The following is a 17,030-nucleotide window of genomic DNA, read 5'->3' as shown; positions in this document are numbered from 1 at the left end:
AAGTAACATAACCCTTAACCTAACCTTTCAGTATATTGGGTTTGACATTCTGAGCGCTTATCAATAGGCGGCGTAGATTTAAAAAAACTCAATGGACTGACTTGAGTTGATTTTTGATTGATTTCATCAAGCGTTTCAGTTTCATTAAGTATTTGATAGAGTCCTGCAATACCATCAAGAGCCAGAGCATGGCAATGGCTTAAAAGGTCATTTTCTTGGCGAGACAAGTTCAATTTATTGCGAACAAGCATACGAAAATGGTGATCGTCAGTATATTGAGCCCCATATTTCGTGGACAAATAACTTTCGAATTTTTGTAGTTTTTCTGGAGAGATATTAAGTGATTCCAGAAGCCGTTTGTTACTATCAGTTATGTCATTAATATTGATGATATAATCATCAAATGCTTCTTTAAATGATGCTCGATTCTCCAAGGTGATTTGCCCTCGGAAATGGTTACGGGCAAAATCTCTTATTTCTTCTAAGACCTTATCTTCTGTTAAGATGGAAATGAGAGGATGTCCCAGGACGGATTGGAATAGCCTACGTTTTACTCCAGAGAAGCACGAAGGTCTGTCTCCTGTCAAATCATCATATTCTTCTTCTTTCCCTTTATTATTAATTCGGGTGTTATCCCAATTATGAGCACGTCCAATCAACGCAAGTTCATCAACAAAATGTTCTAATCGAGTTTCCATGGTATGCCCCTCAGTAGGTGGCATAGTCTCATCAATGGCGGCTAACCAAAACAGGGCGATTAGGGGTTGATATTCTTCAAAGGTAGACCATTGTTCACCGGTTTCCTCATTGATATGTACATAGGATGTTTCAGGATTCATCCACGGATTAGGCTTTGCAAGGTAACGCCAGGCCGTATGACTCTTATGTTGGTAATAGGTTGTTAAGGCTTTTTGATAATCATTTTTGCCGAGATTAAGTTTTTGTAATTCAGCAAAATCCATAGGAAGGGTAATTTTCAATCCTTTTTCACTGATTATCGATGCAGGATCTTTATCATAACGTTGTCTTAATTGTTCACGTAAGGCGACTATGAGATTTTTGACGCCTTTTTCTTTTAGTGTTGGTCTATAGCGTCGAATGGCATCATCAAGGCGTTTTTGTTCTCCTTTAGTCAGTGCTGTCATGGACGATTCACGATCAGTCGCAAGCTGTGCCAAATTTAATTGTCCGTTTGTTTCTGAGCGATAAAAATTGTTTTGTTCTGCAAGTGCGCTAACTCGAGGAATATTTAAAAGAATGGAAGCGGCTTCTTGATTGCCAGTTGTTAAGGCAAGTCGCACCAATTCATTAGGTTGTCCTGGTGTGACTTCACAATGTGCTAATGCCTTTAATGACGGAATATTCAGTAAAAAACGTATCTCATCATCTAGTGTTCGGTCATTACGGCGAATTAGATTTCTTAAAATATAAAAACAAATTTTTGTTTGCTCTGGATCGTTGATATCAAAAACACTATTGGCAGAAATATTCAGTGCATCAAGATGAAGAGCGGTAAGTCTTTGATCAATGAACGGTTTAATAATGAGCTCGCCATATTCGTGCATGTGCATTTCAGCATGAGCGAAGCAAGCACTGCTTTTGGAGAGTATCCATTTGCATATTTCAAGATGGCTATTTTCAAAGGCTTTACGATAAGCACAAAAAGTATCGGCTTTCATCATTTCAAGAACCAGGTCAGGTGCTTTTGTTTCCAAATACTTTAATCTCTCCATATTCCCATTGGCAGCCGCAACTCTGTAGACATAAAAGTTTTGTGCTTTAATCATTGCGGGAATCAAGTCAGGTGCTTTCGCTTCAAAGTGTTTTAGGACTTCCAGATGATTGTTTCGAGAAGCGTCCCTGTAAGCAGAGAAATCCACTGCTTTCATCATTTCCAGGGCCAGTGTAGGGGCTTTATCTTCCAGGTACTTTAATACTTCAATATGACCGTTTTCAGCTGCTTTTCTATAAACATAACATCCATTTTCTGAAATCATTCCCAGAATGTCTTTCTTTTTATGTTGTGTTACAAACTCATCCAAAAGAGGAGTATTTCCTAGAATAATTAATAAAGAAAATAACTGGTATTCGCTTAGCTTAAGTATTGATGCAATTTGTTGAAGTGCTAATAAATCCAAATCAGGATGACTTAATGCAATGGATAACCATGCTTGTTTTTTCAACCATTGGTTATTTAGCTTTGGAGCGGACTGGTTTAAATGAAAAATCAAATCTGTGCTCTTGATTTTCATGAGGGAAAGCACAGTATCATCTAGAAATTCATAAAATAATTCATTGTCATGCCACATTGATGATGGGATGAGCTTTGCCTGTCGGTGCTTCATTCGTTCAGCATATGTTTTGAATCTTGGCATATTAGTCAACAAAAAAATCATTGTGGAACAATATTATACCATACAGTAAGGTAATTTTCATACTCCATTGTTGCCTTCAGAAATTACAATGTCTAATCTCACCTATTTGATTACGTATTACTTTTTCATTGTTTGCTAAAACATTTTCTTCCCGGCCACTGGAATACTTTGTAGTTAATTTTTATCACTGCTTGACGTCTAAGCTTGTTGAGAATTTTTATAAACTGATACCATCTAAAATTTTGATGCTTGATGAGGCAAGTCAGAATTTGGGAAATTTGTGGTAAAAACCAGGTTCTTGGTCTCACATGAGCAATGCCGGGGGCTGTTGATAATTGCACTATAACCTTGGCCATACCGAGATTGGAATCCAGAGATGCTGGGAGATTGCCGTATCCCGCGGACGAGCCGCGGGATGTAGATATTGTATATAAATAAAAATACTTAATATATTTTTAGTCAAATATTAACTGTACTATTTAAATTTTATGGCGCTCCAGGATTATGATTTAACCTGAATCGTTTTGTCCACTTTTTTATCATCAGTACCTTTAATTTTGTGCACTTCCTCTTTATATTCTTTAAATAATGTTGTGCGGGTAACTACCTTACTTTGTAGTTGCGTTTCTCCCTCTTCTTTAAGCAGTTCAGCCTCAACTTCAGAAACATCAGGAACATTATCTGTCCTGGTTTTCACTTGCTCTTCCTCAATTTGTAGCGGTATTCCACCCTCTTTTTTAATGGGTTCGGCCTCAATCTCAGAAACATCCAGAATAACACCCTTTTTTGTTTTCATCGGATCTTCTATTTCTACTTCTACAGTTGGGCGGACTGTCTTTTGGATTTGCAGCTCATGGACTACGCTGCATTCTCTTTCCTGGATCACTCCAGCTGATCCCCTAACTATTTCAACGGCTTTATCCAGAGATTTTTGGGCTGTATTTTCAGTTTCATCAAGACCGTGCATATGTACGAGCTGTTCATCCATGTCTTCTTCTACATCGTAAAATTCTGGTGGCGTAAAAGTGAGTGTTACAGAAGCTGAAACATCATCACTAATTATCTTGCCTAAATCAAAATGAGAATCAAGGAAATCAACAGGGTCATCTTGTTCTACATTCACTTGCTTACTAGAGAAAATAGACAGCAGTTTTCTAATGCCGGAAAGTAATTTGTTTAAAGCGGATTTTTCACCTTTGAGTACAGTGACTTTTTCATTATTTTTTTCCAACTTTTCTCGAAGTACAACATGTTGCTCTTCTAGTTTGGCCAGTTGTGCTTTTTTCTGTTCCTTAGCTTCGTCTATCTGTTGTTGAATAGGTAAGGTTTCTTTATCCAGTTCTGTCAATAGCTCAAAAGTGGATTCAAAAAACCAGGCGTCTTGACCTTCTATAGGTTCTAACTCGCTAGATCGATCCTCAACAGGCCTATAGTGTTCTAAAATTTCCTGTGTTCTTTTGCGTCCTGCCAGAAATGCTGCAGATTGTTTAGCAAGAAAATCAATTTCTTTCGGAATCGTTCGAATGCCTTGCTTTTCTAATGCTTGTTTAACTTCTTCTTTTATCTCCTCAAGAGAAACAGGTGCTTTATCATAGTCTAAAAGGATTGGGGGTATTTCATAATCATGGGTATCAATTTTTTCTTTTACAACGTCATGAAGTTGTGTAAAGAACTCTGTTTGCTCCTCAGACGGAGTAGTTGTAGCCTCCAGAAAACGTTTTTTAATGACATTAGTTATGTCACTCTTAAAGGCTTCAATATTTTTTTCTTTACTGGGGTTAGCATTTAGGGAATAACATAGTCTGGGCATGACTTGTCCAGTAAGTTCATCAACATCCATATCATTCTCTGTTGCAAATCTCTTAACTCTATCCAGTATTTTTTGATAAAATTCATCGATAGACAGGGGGTCTTTACCTCTCAAATTGACGATTTCTTCTTTAATCGCAGTAACAAAGCTATCCCATTTTTTGGGTTTCTTCTTATCTTCTTTACCTTCTGATGTAATATCATCCATCAAATCCAGGTCATATAATTGACATCTTAATGCATATTGCAAGTCTTCTGAGCCAATTCGTACTTCATAATGTGAACCTTTCTTTTGCTTTTTCTGTTTCCTTGATTGATTCTTTGGTGGTTGAATTTTGGAAGCAGCGTGCATGGCTTCAATCATCGTGTTATAGTTTTTATATGAGGTGAATTCAAGATACCTTTCTTCTGTTGCATGAAAAATAGTGTCAATGTATGAGTTTAATTTTTCATCTAATTCTTCGGAGGTCAATTTTTTATTTTTATTTTCTTTATAAAGCTCATTACAACAATATGTTGCTGCTCCATCTAATCCATCAGTAAATGTTTTTCCAAAAATTTTAAGTCCTAATGTTTTGCTGTTTCCTACCTTTTGTAAACAAAACGTGCCTATATTATCGGATAGAAAATCTTCATGAGTGTTTCTACAATTTAGATAAGATTTCATTGCACTGACAAAGGTTGTCTCTATTTTATTTTTTGCCTCGGTGAGTGCTTTCTCTTTCTTATCTTCTAATTCTTTTATTTGTTTGTCAAAATCATCAATTACTTTTTTCTTGGTTTCTTTGAGTACTCGTAACTCCTCTCTAAGCTCTTTTCTTTCTTTCATGGCGGAGTCATAGTCTTTGTTAATCTGCTCTACAACTGTCTTAAGTTTTGGTCGCTCAGATGGTACCTCTTGTTTTTCTGTTACACCCAAAATTCGTTTATTTAATTTTGCAGAGATAAATACCTCAGCTTTTTCTTCTCCTTCGCCAACAGATATAGTAACGCCTCTCTTTTCATATTTTTCTTCGAATTGTAATTGAGTTTGTTCAATTTTAAGTGAAATATTCTGTTGATTTTCTCCATAAAAACCCCACTTGGGCAATTTAAAAATGGTATCTTCTTCAGAGATATTTTTAGTTTCTTTAAACTCCATATTCAATGAAGGTTTAAGTTGCTCAGGGGTAAAAATTCCATCAAGGGATTTGGCTAATGAGTCAACATCGTTTCCCGTGATTTGATATCTGAAAGATGAAAAATACAATTTTTTGAGAAGTGACCCTTTTAAAGACTCAATGGATGGTCCTGTGATAGGGGCAATCGTATCCTCTTTCTTTAATCGGATGTCGTATAAACTCCATGGAGAAACAGGTGATGCTTTAAATATATTTGCTTCGTCCTGGTTAATTAAAATAACTTTTGGATTACCTTCTTCACGAGCCAGAAAATAACGGACAGGAGGTAATGGTTGCTTCTGCTCCATGGATAGGCGCTCCATATAGGCAGGACTGCACCTGATAGGATCATCTTCATTAAACAGATTGGTCATATGAGGCATTTTACTAGCCAGGGGTAATTCGTCTATGTCTTCATTCTTGGATAAATAACTAATAGAAACCGGCTCAAAGGGGATCTCATGTTTTCTTAATTGAACTTCAACAACTACTTCCTCATTTGCAACTTCAGAAAATGAGTGAGTTTGTGTTTGGCTTTGACTTTGACTTTGTGATTGACTCTCGGATTGGCTTTCAGTTTCAGAATGGGCTTCCGTCAACGCATTGCCTGTTGTAGAGGGTATAATAAATTCAGGACTTAATTGAGATTCACGTTTTTGGATGATTCGTTTTTCCATATCTAGATATGGTGTCTTATCAGTGACCAGAGGAAGCTCCATGGTTTCCCTGGCTCTATTAACTACATCAAATACAGTAGTCAATCGTTTCTCGAAGGATTCTTTTAAATCTTTGACAAAGTCTTCTCTCTTGACATTACCATAGATTTTACCGTATTTAACGTGTAAATCTGTGTTACTGCCAGAAATAAAAGGAGAAATATCATTTAATGCTTTGATGCATTCACGGAATGCTTCGATTTGCTCTTCAGACAATTCAGAGCTCGACATAAGCTTGGTCAGTTCTGCCTGTTGTTGTAAAATGGCATTTTTGATGATGGAATCCAATTCCCCCATAAGCAGTGAAACATTGTTTAAATTATTTTGAAGCTCTTTTTGTCTTAACCAAAAGGCAATGTCATTCCCTGTAAGGGTATGTTTTTTGTCAAGCTTCAGTTCACTGATGATTTTTTCTCGTACATTATCAGGAACTGCTGTGGAGAAGGATTGACCTAATGTTTTATCGACAATCTTTCTCATTCTCATAATGGCTTGTTTGTAGTCATTATTCGTTACTGAGAAATTTAAAGTCAATACAGCATGGGCACCATCCATTTGCTTGATGTCTGCTCCTCGTGAGTGGCTTTGATCATAATAAGTAAAATAACTTCCTTTGAGGTCAGATTCAGATACCATCTCTGGAGTTAAATCAACTATCTTTTCCTTATTATGAGAGTCTAAAACTAAAAGCTTTTTCGTATTCGTTACATCATCGTAGAAAATGACCCCTTTGAGTTTACTGCCTTTACTCTTTAATTGAAGTGCAATTTCTTTGGCAACTGCACGATTCGATGTTTTACATAAACCACCTACATCGATCAATGCTCTGGTATTGGGTGAAAAAGATTCTGCTAACTGTTTAATTAAAACAGTAGTGTAATCCTCGCCCTTTTTAGCAAAACTGGTTGTATCCAGTGGAATGGTCGCTTGACAGTTCTTGCGTCCCATAATACCCAAAGTCATATTCCCATCGGCAGCAGGGTCCAGCATGTTTTCTTTAAAATGAGAAGAGGTATCCCCTGCGGTTCCTGAAAATCCAATCACAGTATCATTCGTTGTTCCCATCTCATAGCGATTACTGTTTGCTTTTCCAGAATCAAATTTGATCTGTTCTTGAATAATCGTGCGAGCCAACATTTTTCTAAATGCGTTGGGTGGGATTTCCCCATTTTTAATTCGTTTGTCTAGTTCATCAAAATATTTTTTTCTTTCTTCATTCCTAATCAGTGGATCTTCTATTTCTGCTAATTCTTTTATCTCAGCAAAAAGTATTTTAAATTCAGGATCAAGGGTATCTCCTGAAGGTGTTAAAAAGGAATCTTGTCCAAGACCCTTTTTAAAGGAGTCAATTAAAAACTCCAAGTGAGGTATTTCATTGATTTCTGTCCTGGAATCAAGATAATACAATAAGGTCGTGATCGCCGTAACCTCTGGATTATCAAACCTTGAGCCTTGAGGTTTTGGTGTATTGGCAGCAGAGTAGGGAATTGCTATTAATAATGGTGTTTTGGATTCATCTTTCCCTGTTTTAAGCGCATCGTAATCATACAATTTTGAGCCATCTTTCGCATTTTCAAACCAAACACCAAAGTCTGTACCTGGTTCTTTTTCAGTAAAGATGCTTAGCATGATTGGATCAGTCAGAATAGCACGCATTAAATAAATTTCGGTACTGTTTGATGAAACCACGGAAGAGGGTTGTTTGACTTGTAACGACGTAATGTATTTAAGAATACTCTTGTCTTCATCTTTAATACCAAACTGGTTTAATAATACCTCAGCCAAATGCTCGACTGATTTATCTTCTGTCTTACCTATCGTTTGTGTAATTACTTCTAATGGATAAATTTCAGAGGGCGGAAGAGGGATTTTTTCACCAGAAGTGTAATTCACCTCAGTTGTATTAGGATCTTGAGTGGCATCTAATTCATCAAAGACTGAAATGGTGGTTAATGAACGAATTCCATTCAGTAATGAAATACACTCCATGAGTTCTTTCTGTTGCAATGGCTCGTTAGTGACCTTCAGCAACATATCCAGGAAAATCTTGGCTTGACACTCCATAGAGTTACGCACACTGGGTGCCTGGACCAGTACTTCTCGATGGTCTCTGACTCTTTGATACAGGGCAAGTCTCTTTTGCAAGTCTGCTTTTGCATCTTGTAATGATTTTAATCGGGGACTTTTTTCTCCCATATTAGGTTCAGGGTCAGTCTCTATTCGATAACGTTGAAAATCATCTTTTACCGCTCGACGGCCTAGTAAATTATTCAACGTGATAGACATATCTGATGTGTTGGTTTCAAGTGCTGATTTAGGCACTATAAAACGAACCAGTTTGTCACCTGTTTTGTACAAGGCAACTAAAGGCAAGAGTGATGTCTTGCCAAATCCCATTCTGGCTTGAGCAGAATCAATTTTATCAGGATCAGTTTCATCATCAAGCAGGAGGCCACGGAAAATGTTCACTTGGCGTGCGTTGCAACGATGGCCAAATTCAGATTCAAAAAGCAGGAAGGCTCGTTGCATTTTTCGATCTTGCTCAAACCTTAAGATTTCTTTCTCTGAAGAAGGGTTCTCTAAGGCACGTTCAGAATCAAGAAGTTTGTCTAATTGATAGTTTCTTCTGGTATGCAACATCGCAATGGCTTTGCCATCTTGTCCTATTTTGAATGTATTTTGTACATCATTTAAGTGATCTAACTCGGTTTTGTAATACAATAGTCGAGTCATGCCGTTATTCAGGACAATCTCAATTTGAGCCCGCTCTTCTTCGGGGAAATAGGAAAGAATACTGCTGTAATCGTTTAAGAGATAAGCCGAATTCAAATCAGCCATTGTGATTGTTGAAGACGCTTTGGCTAATGTGGATTCAATCCTGTCTAAAGCCTCTAAATACTCCATATTGCATTTTTCTTGTTCTTCCTTGACTTTTTCGATCAATTCTTCTTTATGGCCTGATTTTATTGAATAGCTTCCTCCACTGACTGCTGTTTGATACAAAAATATTTCAAGCCTATCAGAAATAGTATTGATTTGACTTTTACTAAAACCGACTTCAGTCAGATAGCTCGCAATTTTCGCAGAAGAATAAAACTCACTGGGATGTTTGGTTAATTGATACTTGTTGTCCATGTCTTTGACTGGACGTACCCATCCTTGGTCTTGCATCAATTGAAACAGCGTTGCAACCTGCTCTTTAGTTAATCCGCCAATTCCGTCATGTTCAGAGGTCACACTAAATAATTTTTCAAGAGTGTTGGTATTAAACAAGCCATAGTTTTCATAATAATAACCTTCTTCCTGGGCTTGAATGGATTCTCCAAATTCCTCTAAACCACGCAAACGCTTTTCAAGCGTTACTTGTTCTTCATCAATGAGTGAATGTGGATCTTCATATAAAGTAAATTGAACCAAAGTTCGGCCACCTATAGATTCAATAGGCATATTGGTAGTTTTTGTATTGATACTGACTGGTTTTTTCTCACCTGTTTCAACTACAGTTATTGGTTTGGAAAATAGCCCTTGTAATTCTTTATCTGAGGTAAATTCGGATTGTATTTCTCTCCACAACTCAGAAAAATCACCTAATGGCAGCTTTCCAGATAGGTTATTGACTTGTTTTACTTCTTCAGAGAACTCTTTCAATAATTTGGTATAAGCAGACTTATCCCAACCGTCTAATTTACCGGTTACGGAAGCTCCTCTTTCTAATAAATGATGTTGTAGTTCAGTACCAACCAGCATAATCAAGGCAAATCGGTCTTCCATAGTCAATTGACGTTTTTTTTGATATTGGGATTTAAGGTTTCTTAATTCTTCCAATTCTTTGGGTTTTAAGGGGGATTTAGGTACGTTAGCTCCTAATAATCTGGTTAAAACATCTGTTTTACCCGCTATTGATCCAACATGAAGAATACTGTGAAAATCTTTGGCTTTTAATATGCCCTCTTTAACATCAAAGGTTCGCAAATGAGTGGATTCAGCATAAGCTTTTTGCAGTGTTTTTTTGCTTTGTAAATAAGCTTCTTTAGCTTTTTCATACTGAGTCGCTAATTTCTCTTTATCCTTTCCTCCTTCTTTAAAATTAATATAGGCTTCTTGCATTTCCTTTCTTAATTTTAAAAGTTCTTTTTCAAGCAATTTAATTTGTTCTGAATCAGGAGCAAATACAAAATATTCTGGAGTAGTGATTTCTTTAATTCGAGAGTTGCAATCCTGAATTTTCTTCTCAATTTTACTTCTGGCTTGTTTACTCAATAAATCAGATTCGGTGATTGAAGAGAGTTCTTTTTGTAATTCCTTGATTTGTTCACCCAATATTCGAACTTCTTCCGATTCAGAATCAGTCAATTCTTTTTCCGTGTATGCACTTCCTTGCTTCGTTACTTTAAGATGTCTTCTTGATGTTTTGTCAGTAAGACTCTCTGCAATAAGATAATGACCAGTTTTATCGTTGTGAATTAGATATTTGGCAATTGAGGGTACATAAACCGTGTTATTATCCACACCAATCATTTCACTACGTGGGAAAATTCGGGATAAATCCTGAATCAAAGATAATTTACCAGTACTTTCAGGAGTTATAGACGTTTTATTACCATTATGATCTAATAAGAGACCACTCCATTTTTCCTCCAGATAGGATAATTTTAAAATTGGTTTAAAGTCAGATGTATAAGCATGTATTGTGCCTTTAGAGTCTATAAAGAAATGTTCAGCATTCAGTCTTCGCTTTAATGACATCGGTACTGAATCCATTTTCTCTGGAGAGATATACTGAAGCATTTCAGTATGGCCGTCTAAAGTTCTCAATTCTCTTTGGACGATAAGATCACCCTCACCAAGTTGCATAACTGATGCCTTGACTTTCTTACCTTCGATGTAAACATATCCTCCATCCTGCGGTTTAAATGGAAGATTATTAATACCTAATTCTTGTAATGCGATATGGGATTGCATGAAGGCAGGCATCACTCCTAATTTGTTATTACCAACATAAACAACACCGTGTAATACATCCAGGCTCTTGTTGCCTCCTAAAGCAATAAAGCCAGGAATGTCTGAGGAAGATGGGGATGTAATCGTTACTTTTGGCCCATCAAATTTTTGCTCGCGTATATATTCATTAAAAACGGTATCGAATAATGAGGCGCGCTTATTGATCTGTAAGTTACTAGAAAATTGAATGAGATTTTCTTGTAGCTTATTCATATTGGCTTGAACTAAAGACATTTCCCTGGTGTATTCAAAATTATCGTTAAGACTGGAAAGAATATCTTCAGACGCCTGATCGAGAATGAGCTGATAGGCTAAATTGGAACATATTAATTGTACATAAAGCTTATCCAAAACTTCAGTATCTACTGGTTTTTCAAGCAGAGCATGCTCAATTTTCAGAGAAAGCAGGTTAATTTCTTTGGCAAATCCCAATAATCTATCCACTCCATCTTCGCTGGAGATGTCAGTTAATGATGCAATAAATGATTCTGTTGCTTTGGCATTATGAGTTTTAGCCTTGGTGTTTTCTTCGAATAATTCGGGGTCAATATTGGCACACCTCATTAAAACCTCATCAAGAAACACATCATGAGGTATTTTTAGTTTGCATGGCTCATTTTCATCATCAAAATGTAATGTCTTTAAAAAATTTAAGAGTTGATGTTTTTCATCACTTGTGGCATGTTGAAATGCATCTAATATGGCTCTTGAAAACAGCTCTCGACCTTGCGTACTATTAATTCCATCACTCGAAAGAAGAAGCTTTGAGTTGGAATAAAAATCAATAAATTGCCGAGCTAGCAAAGCATCACCATTGCGCATACCCAGGCGATCGGCTAATTTGCGTAGATTTGAATCGACTCCCTCTACTATTTTTTCTTTTCCATAAGAAGTTAAAGCGATTTGTAGTCCTTTTTGCCCCTCATATATTCCTTCAAGACCAACAGGTGATTCGTGAAGTGCCAAATCGACTTCTTTTAAGAGGGAAATATCTTCCGGTTTAGTGCCTCCAGGAGATAACATTGAAATCTTTCTTGATATGGCCTCATCGGGAGGCACGATCAGTTTTTCCCATTGTTTGATCGTAGAATAGAATTGGGAGTTGACTTTGGTTTTTTTAGAATCAACCAGAGCAATTTGTGACAAACTCAGTTTGATTAAAGACGTTAAAATTTGATCCCTTTGATTGTTCTCTAATTTCATGAATGATTCTGTAAGTGAATTCTCACTATCTCTGTAGCGATCAATCATTGTATTGGCAATCTCCAGTGCCAAATCTTGTGGTGGAGGATAGGGTAAATCAAAGATCTTGGCGACGGATGAATGACAAAATTCGGTAATGCGCTGTGCTTTATTCTCTAAGCCACTATGAGATTTTAATTTATGCAGGTAGTTTTTTACCTCATTACAATATTGTTCGCATTGCTCTTGAGATACCCCTTTAGGAGCAGGTATTGGATTTTCTCTTAAAAATTTTAATGTATTTCCATCCAATGCTCGTTCTGATTTTGCTAAAAAGGTCACTTTGGGAGGTACAAAATCTTCAGTATCCAAAGAGATATCATGTTGGGCCACCAAATCTTGACTCTTTAGCTGAACAGACTCAGGGGCAGGAGTTTTTTCTTTTGGTTTAGATACAATTCCGCTCATAGCTTTTTTAAATCGTGCCAAGATAAACTGAGCTGCTTTTTGGCGTTTGTCATGGAATGCTTCCAATTCCATATCGCTGATGGGTTTCCAATTCGTTTTATCAATCAGGTCTTGATTAAGGTCTATTGGATATCCTGCTTCTTTGAGTGATGCATATTTAATGTTGGCTTTTTGCTCGATAAAATGATGAAAAGCCTGGTTAATACCAAAAATGAGATCAGACTCATGTTTCTTTTGCATACTGTATAAACGATCGGGACTTTCATGTTTTAACCAGATATCAAACATTTTTAGAACCCATTCCTCTTTAATTTCTTTCGGAACGGGTTGTTTACTGATTTCTTGTGCTTGTTGATCAAGCTTTATATATTCTTTATTGGCACTTTCAAGAGAGGTCATTGTCCCAGTATCAGAAATATTGGAGCCTAATATGACCTTGCGCTCTACTATCCCACTGACTCGCGCTTTCAGTTGTTGGTTTAAACTTTGGATTTCATGAAACACTGAACCTGGAAGGAACGTATTTTTTCCCTGTTTGAGAAATTCGATTCTTTCCGATGTGGATTGACGGTACATATCCCTGTTTCGGTCTTTTTCTGTTCCCATTCTGCCAGCGGACAGCTCGTCTAATATCCTATACTCTGCATTGGTTTGTAGATGATTATTAATTACTTTTTGACGATAGTGATTGATTTGTTCAACCCGATCATTGATTTCATTTTCAATATCATCCACTTCAAAAGTTTTTATCGTTTGCTCTAAGTGCTTCTCGACATTTTCAAGTTCAGATTGTGCTTTTGCAAATGCATGATTTACTGCATTAATAGTCCGTAAGTCTTTATCATTAGCTCTTAATTTTTCAAGTATCTGTGTTGCTCGGGCAATTCTATTCTCTGATGAGCCCTCAACTTCTGCGCCTCCTTGAAGGTTTTGAATTTTAGTTGAAACAGAACGTTGTAAGCTTTCAATTTCTTCACGTTCTTTTTTGAGTAGATCCAGGCGCAATTCTAAATTTTTTAATTTTATTGAACTTTTTCCCTTGCTATTTTGCTGTTCTTCCAGAATTTCTTGACTAATTAATCGAATGTTTTCTTCAACAGTAGCAAGTATCGGCTCCAATTTTTTTAGGTTTTTGGAGAGTCTGTCAATCGCTAATTGTAGAGATTGGGCTGTTTTATTGATATTTTCTTCAAGTTTATTTATAAACGCTTTACGTTGTATTGGATAGACTTCTTTTGCATATTTTTTTTCAACTTCTGGTGATGAGTTCCGCAAATAATCTAAAAGACCAATGACTTTGGGATTAGTTAAAGACTCTTTATGCTTCACAACCAATTTAAAGAAAGCCGCTTTATCAATTTCTTTTCGTTTACCTCCAACATTGATTTCTATTTTAGTATCTTCTTTTCTGGTGAAGCCTGTGGTGAAGGTAACAATATTTGCATTTTCCAAATCCTTTAAAGTGACTTTTCGGGATGCTCTTAAATAACCTATGTTTGATAAGCGTTCACTTGGTGAATGAATATATCGCTCATTAACGCTTAGTTTCTTTATCTGATGATTGATTAACTGAATTGTAGCTTTCCAAGCTTGAGCAGCCGCATATTCACTGATTTTCTCCAATGCTTGCGAATCAATTTTTCCACTTAAATCTGTTTTTAAAGGCATTACCCCGGATTTCCAGTTAAACGAGCTGCCTTTGCTGGATACTTCGGGGGAGAAGATTTCGTCAATCTCTTTTTGGCGATTTCCTTTCTTTAAATATAAATAATAAGATTTGGCATGACTTGCGATTTTCTCATCTATACGCTTGATGGCTAATTGATTGTCTTTATTATCAACTTGCGCCAATTTCTCTCTGGCATCCAGTAGAGCTTGAAAAAATTTCTGATAATATTCTTTTGAAGGAGGTTCTTTCACCTCACATAAGCGCATTGATATTTCATACAATTCAGATGGAGAAAGGTATTCTGGCTCAATATTTTTTAACATAGGCGCATATTCCATGCCAATAAAATAGTTTTCACCAGCCTTTATATCGTCAAGAAGCCCTTTTCTTTGTTCGAGCAACATGGCAAGTCTAAGTTTTTTATAAGTGGGTTTGCCAAGTTCGTATAACTCACATGATTGCGCTTTTTTAGCAAAGCAGTTTTGTGTATTTTGTGGACGCTGTAACAACTCTTCGAATTTTGGCGGAGCATCTGGAGAAGCAAGAGAGCCAAAGTGCTCCATATAATTTGAGTATATGTAAGACTGTTGATTTAGAGCCAAAAGCTGACGAAACCATCCCATGTGACTTCGTTCTTCCATTGTTGTATGCTTGAGGTTATGCTCTATATGTGTTTGAGCCCAGCCAGCCATTGAATTAGTACGGATTAAATAGCTTAGATAATCGCCCCCTTCTTTAGAAATTAAACGCTCTTGGGGAACGGAAAATGTATAGGCGTTCTTTTTCATGGTTTCATTACCCATGAAAAATAGTTTTACTAAACCAATAATACCTTTGCTAAGTGATGTATTTTCTAATGCACCTGAGGAGTCGTAAGTAGATAATTTAAATTCATTTCCTGTCCTTTTAATTACAAGTTGCATGGCATGGCCTTCCAAGCCTGTTTCTAAGTACAATGACTCTCCATCCTTCAATTTGGCGCATGCTTGTTGTAATGCCTTAGTGGCTAATGTCAGTTTATCTTCAAATTCTTTTTGTTTTTCAGTAAATTTTTCTCCTTTTTTATATCCGTGATTTTTTTTATCTTCTTCATATCCTCCCCAGGAAGAACAGACTTCAGACAAAGCATGGGTTAGATCTCGTGATCTTTCCATGTTTTCATAGTACCTATCGATCTTTTCCTTTTCTTCTTCTGATAACTGTAATCCATATTGACTATAGCCTTCTGGTGATTGCACTAAATTTCTAACGACTTCTGATTCAAATGCCGTAACAAGCTCGGCATATCCTCCTATAGAACAAGCATGCTCACCTTTTAAGGGATGATCTTCCTTTACATCTGATGTGACGCTTTTAATTGCATCATGTATTGTTTCAATCGTTGTATCAGTATCCTCTGGTTTTGATAAAGACTCTACAACAGTAAACAAGTCTCTGTGATTTTTATTTTTTGTTCCAGAGACCATCTGTGATGCTAGTACCATTCCAAAACGAGATCTCATAGACGATATTATATTTTCTTTAGTACGTTTCTTTCCTTCTCCAACTTTTACTACCCCAGTGACCTCAGCCACATGTTGTGCTCCTTGCTTTCGCAGTTCGTCTATAGACTCTTGCTCTTTTTCCGAGATTTCGATTTTATAGGGTTCTTTTTGTTTATCGCGTCCAGATGGTTTTTTAGGACTTAAAAAACTAAAGGCTCGAGTAAAGAAATTTTTTATAGCGGTCCATACTCTGGATAAAAAGGATTTTTGGGTTTTTTGTGGTTCTAAAACTGGAGGTTTTTCAACTTGAGTTTTTCTCTTAACCTCTAAATTGACTTGCTTGATATCCTTTATTATGTTTTTCCATATATTGGATTCCCATTGAAGATCGCCATGTTTTTTTCTCCAATCCTCTTTATACTTTTCTTTGTCGTTTTTGGATTGCTCTGGGCTCTCTTGTTTTCGTCGTTTTATTTCAGTTTCTAAAGCAAGATATAATGTTTCTTGCTCATTTTTGTGGGTACTTAGTTTACGTTCAAGGACAAATAGTTCGTCATCATCCGCTCTTTCCAGAAAGAGTTTTCTTGTTTCCTCATGAGTCAGCGCTGAGATGATTGCAGCTGTGAGATCTTCATATACTCCTTTCAGCTGGTCACTTACACTTATATTTGAAATAACTTCACTTTTTTCAGAGCTTTGTCCAATTTGTTTTTCGCGTTCGGTTAATGTTTTTTTTAGATATCTTCTGCGATCTAAATCCTGTATCTTTGGAAGAACTTCTGAATGCAATATTTTGATTTCATCAATACCTAGTTTTTCTGCAAACAAATCAATTTGCTGTAACTCGAGACTGGAAAATATATCGGCGATTTCTTTGGCGTATTTACTCATTTGTAACTCCTCGCTCCCCTTATATATCTTTGTCCTTTATGTGATATTTTTATAACTAACTTACTGTGAGTTATTCGAAGTATGAGATGTTGAACTTTTCTCGTTATAAGAGAAAACTTTGTCAAATCGGTTAAGTGCATATCCCACCATTCCAACAATAAAATGACGACAAACCATTAAAAACAGTTAACATAATTACCATTATATATACAATTTACCCTATCTATCTAAGTATAGAGCAATATGATTTAATGTGATTTGCTCTTAATACCTAC

Annotated in this window: 2 protein-coding genes; both read right to left on the bottom strand. The window is 36.5% G+C overall.

Going from position 1 to position 17,030, the window contains the following annotated elements; all coding sequences use genetic code 11:
* Positions 1-14: 14 nt before the first annotated feature.
* Positions 15-2,375 carry a hypothetical protein gene (locus ACZ5EK_RS10915; protein ID WP_464429580.1) on the bottom strand — a complete coding sequence of 787 codons (2,361 nt, stop codon included), beginning with the start codon at positions 2,373-2,375 and terminating at the stop codon, positions 15-17.
* A gap of 502 nt (positions 2,376-2,877) precedes the next feature.
* Entirely contained in the window at positions 2,878-16,755 is a 13,878-nt protein-coding gene (locus ACZ5EK_RS10910) for a hypothetical protein (protein WP_464429579.1), read from the bottom strand.
* Positions 16,756-17,030 lie beyond the last annotated feature (275 nt).

Source organism: Legionella sp. JM-2024 (assembly GCF_055389095.1).
The sequence above is the reverse complement of the archived record's forward strand: the minus strand, read 5'-3'. Positions and strand labels throughout refer to the sequence as shown.